Raw genomic sequence first — 3,855 nt, forward strand, 5'->3', positions numbered from 1 at the left:
TTCAACACGACTTCCCTAATCTTTCGTCATCACATTTGGAATTCGGGCGTCTGGACGATCAAGCCGTCCCACGCCTCGCAGACCGGCATCTGGCAGGACAGCCGGGAGGTCGGCTGACGCTCGGGGTTCATCGAGAGCATCTCTTCTTCATCGGGGCCGGAAAGGCCCACCTGCTCCGACCACTGCGGGTCGACGACCACGTGGCAGGTGCCGCACGCAGCCTCCCCGCCACAGTCGCCGTCGATGCCGGGGATCGCGTTGTTGACCGCGACCTGCATCAGTGACTTACCTTCCTCGATAGGCGCCTCGTGCTTCTCGCCGTCGTGGGAGACAAAGGTGACAACTGCCATAGCGACCTCCTGAAACGCTGGACTCAGCACGCGAACTCACGAAAAGTCTGGCCGGGTCCGCGTTCCGCGGCTATGTTGGCCGAAGTCAAAAACTTGTGAATTCGGCTCAGGGGGCCTGTTCGGTGCACCTCAATGACGGGGCAGGCGTTCCCCCACTCGCGTTCGTGCAAATGCTCGAGAGCCAGGCACTTGATCCTGACGCCGTCGCACGGCTTCGCCACATCATGGCTCGCGAGGGAACCGACGAGGCGACGCTGATCCAGCGTGATGTCCAGGCCCCGTTACGGTGGTTCCGTGAGGTCTACCCCGACCTCGACGCCGAACAGGCAACCCTGCTCGGGTTCGCGTTCGCCGGACAGGCCCAGTTGACGTCCTTCGGCCCGTTGAGTGTTCCGCTGGTCAGCGCGGGCTCGGTGGTCGAGGTCGCGGAGCTACTCACCTATCTGCCGTTGATCTCGACGGCTATCAGTGCACAGTTCCATCCCAGTGATCATGGCCTCACTGCCGCGCTGACCGGACACACAGGCGATCCGGCACTGGACTGCCTGGCCGTCGTCTACACCGGGTCGGCGGTGCTGCGACTGCTGGACATGCTCATCGGTGATCCGGCGACCGTCACACTCCACATGAGTTGGCCCGCGCCCCGCACCCTGACCGATCACGAGGACGACCTGACACTAGCCGGGCGCCTTTTCTTTGACGCTCCGATGTCCTACCTGCACGTTCCCGCTGACACGCTCGAGCAGGCGTGCCGGTTCTCCGATCCCCTCGCGCATCGACTCGCCGTCGCCGAGCTGAAGCGCAATCTCGACCAGCGGCGCGGCGTTGCGTCGTTCTCGGCGACGGTGAGACAACTCTTGGCGAAGGCTCCCGGACAGCGAAGTAGCCAGTGCGTCGCCGACGAACTCCTGGTATCCACCAGCACGCTCAAACGGCGCCTCGCCGAAGAGGGAACCACCTTTCGCGAGCTGCGCGAGTCATGTTTGCGCGAGACCGCCATGCTGCTGTTGCTCACCCGATCGATGTCGGCGAGCCAAATCGCCACGGAACTCGGATATGGCGATCTGACCAACTTCTCACACGCCTTCAAGCGCTGGACCGGCCGCTGTCCGAGCGAGTTCCGTTCTGCTGAGTCGACGGGCTGGCTCGCCGTCACCAAGCAGTGAGTTGTGTTCTTCATTCGCCCGGCAGCTGCGGTCCTGGGGTTAGGTCAGGACTGCATCGCCGAACCAATCGCACATGAGCAGTGCGAACTCAACGTCTAACCGGTCGCCGGCCATGGTGCGACCGCAGCGCTCTACCGCCCGATTCACACGGTATTTGACCGTGTTGCCATGTATCTGAAGTTCGGCAGCTGCTGCCTTGAAGCTGGAACCGCCGCGCAGGAACACGCTCAGGGTGTCTCGCAGACGCTGGTCGGATGCGGTGCTCGAAGCCAGCGGCCCCAGCACGTCGTGAATCCAACACTTCAGCGTCGGGACATCGGCGACCAGCATCGAGGCGAGCGCCAGACCGGGATCTCGGGCGGCGACGAATCGGCGTGCGGTGCCCTGGGCCGCCATGGCCACCGCGCGGGCCCGCTCGGCCTGCCGGTACGTGCGACGAAAACCTTGCAGTCCGCCAAGTGGTTCACCGACCGCAATTCCGGGGCAGTCGGGCTGATCTTGGACGAAGGCACGCAGCTTAGACACGCAGTCTGACGGATCGGGGGCCGTCATCCATGCGCAGGCGACGAGGCGGTCGATCGAGTGGTAGACCAGTTGGTCGGCACCAGCCGCAGCGGCCGCCTGATGCGCGAAACGCTCCATGGCGATGAGCTGATCGGAGTCGGCGCGCGCATCCCGGTTGAGCCATACGAGCAGCGCCACATGCGTTGCGCCCAAGGAGTACCTCATAGACTTCGACGTTTCGTTCACGTCTACGTCACGTCCGTCGAGGATGTCGCGGATGGCTTGTGCGCGCAGACTTCGCCGGTTTTCGTCCCACTGCGCGCGCTCGATCTGATAGGTCGCCAAAACCTGCTCGGACATCCAGTCGATGTACCGAAACGACACCCGGGTGATGTGCTCGAAGAGTGCCAATTTCTGCTCGGAGGGCAGGTCCGCGCTTCGCAGTCCGGCAATGATGAGATCCAGTCCGCGCTGGTGCCCGAGCCGGTAGGCGCGCAGCAACGCGTTGACGGGGATTTCGCGTTGTGCCATCCGCCGCGCGTGTTCGAGGGCCGCCGTCGGCGCTTCGACATGGTCGATGGGGATCGAGTAGCGGATGACGGAAAACCAGGTGTCCACGTTCGCGACGATGGTGTCGCTCAGCAGATCTTTGAGCTGTTGGTCGGCAGCGAGCTCGCCGACTTCTTCAAGCACAAGCGCGTCGATGGCATCCGGCAACGCTTCGACAAGATCGCCGAGGCGGCCGAGGACTTGAGTCACTTCGTGGAGAGGAACGCCTTGACCGGCCGCTGGATCAACCACAGCCGTCAGGGTATGACTTTTTGTCTCCGCGAGATAAAGAATGCCGATAACTTCGAGGTTTCGAGACGTATTGATCTTGCGCCCGGACTCTTACGCTTCATGGAGCGGGTCAACGACCTGCTTGGTCAACTCAACTATCGGCTGTATCTGTCACCGGAAGTTGGCGACTGTCCCACGGCTCTACGGACAATGACCGCGTCAAAGGGGGGGAACTCATGGCTTGTCTTCTCGCATTAACCTTGTTAGCAGTGCTGGCGGCTGGGGCTGCCTCGTTGCGGAGCCGTGCTTCCCGAATTCTCGCCGCACTGAGCCGCTTTCTCGATCATTTCGGCCACAATTCTCATGCGTTGACTCAAGCCGAGGAATGCCCGCCCCTGTGACTCGACGCTGCGCGGCAGGGTAGTACGTGCGTCGCCACAGGGATTGCTCGGCCGTGACGAGCTAGCAATCACCGTGGCGTTGACAGTTCAACGTGTCCGGCTACACCCGGGGGCCGTAGCGCTCGATGTAGGCGCGGCGCTTGTGGGCATCGCGCCTATGTGCCAACTCATCGACCAAATCCGGGTCGAGGCCGTGCTGTGCGAGTCGGTGCCGGCGCCACACTTTGTTGAGGGCGTGGGAGAACAGGATGAACGGTAGGAAGATGGGCAGGGTCATGCCGGCGTGGACGTAGAGGGTCGTCGGTATCAGCCAGAACGGGGCGAGCACGAGAAAGGCCGGAATGATGACGCGGATCATTGTGCGCGCGGTGGCGCCTTTACCGGCCAAGTCGTTACGCACCCAGTCGCGCATCGAAGACGGCAGGACCCGCCCGTAGGAGTAGCCGACGTATTGGTAGGCGGTCGGTCGACGGTGTTGTGGATCACTGTTCATCGGAACTCCTGGCGCGGTGTGCCGTTAGCGGACGGGGATCGGTTACCGAAACGCCTGCGATCGCAAGTCAACTAATTGCGAATATTAGCAATCTTCAATACAGTCTAGCTCCGCCCTGCACTTTGCGCACCATGACCGAGAAAGATGGTGCGTTACGTGCA

Annotated in this window: 4 protein-coding genes; 1 reads left to right on the forward strand and 3 read right to left on the reverse strand. The window is 62.5% G+C overall.

The window, feature by feature from the left end; translation table 11 throughout:
- Window positions 1-29: 29 nt before the first annotated feature.
- Window positions 30-350, reverse strand: coding sequence for a 2Fe-2S iron-sulfur cluster-binding protein (locus AC2VOU_RS06800; protein ID WP_486956680.1), 321 nt, complete (start codon window positions 348-350; stop codon window positions 30-32).
- A 170-nt stretch (window positions 351-520) separates the two neighbouring features.
- Between AC2VOU_RS06800 and AC2VOU_RS06805 the strand changes: the two genes are divergently transcribed.
- Window positions 521-1,516, forward strand: coding sequence for a helix-turn-helix transcriptional regulator (locus tag AC2VOU_RS06805; protein ID WP_486956683.1), 996 nt, complete (start codon window positions 521-523; stop codon window positions 1,514-1,516).
- Between the two features lie 39 nt (window positions 1,517-1,555).
- Here AC2VOU_RS06805 and AC2VOU_RS06810 read toward each other — a convergent pair whose 3' ends face one another.
- The gene (locus AC2VOU_RS06810; protein ID WP_486956681.1) at window positions 1,556-2,821 is read right to left on the reverse strand and encodes a PucR family transcriptional regulator; all 1,266 of its coding nucleotides are present in this window, start codon (window positions 2,819-2,821) and stop codon (window positions 1,556-1,558) included.
- Between the two features lie 480 nt (window positions 2,822-3,301).
- Window positions 3,302-3,694, reverse strand: coding sequence for a DUF5313 domain-containing protein (locus AC2VOU_RS06815; RefSeq protein ID WP_486956682.1), 393 nt, complete (start codon window positions 3,692-3,694; stop codon window positions 3,302-3,304).
- Window positions 3,695-3,855: the final 161 nt, after the last annotated feature.

The sequence above is a fragment of the Mycobacterium sp. TH-M25 genome (genome assembly GCF_057473665.1).

Bases quoted from the DNA above. Each gene is read 5' to 3' on its own strand.
- AC2VOU_RS06815 (WP_486956682.1), bottom strand. From the start codon at position 3,694: ATGAACAGTGATCCACAACACCGTCGACCGACCGCCTACCAATACGTC.
- AC2VOU_RS06800 (WP_486956680.1), bottom strand. From the start codon at position 350: ATGGCAGTTGTCACCTTTGTCTCCCACGACGGCGAGAAGCACGAGGCG.
- AC2VOU_RS06805 (WP_486956683.1), top strand. From the start codon at position 521: ATGCTCGAGAGCCAGGCACTTGATCCTGACGCCGTCGCACGGCTTCGC.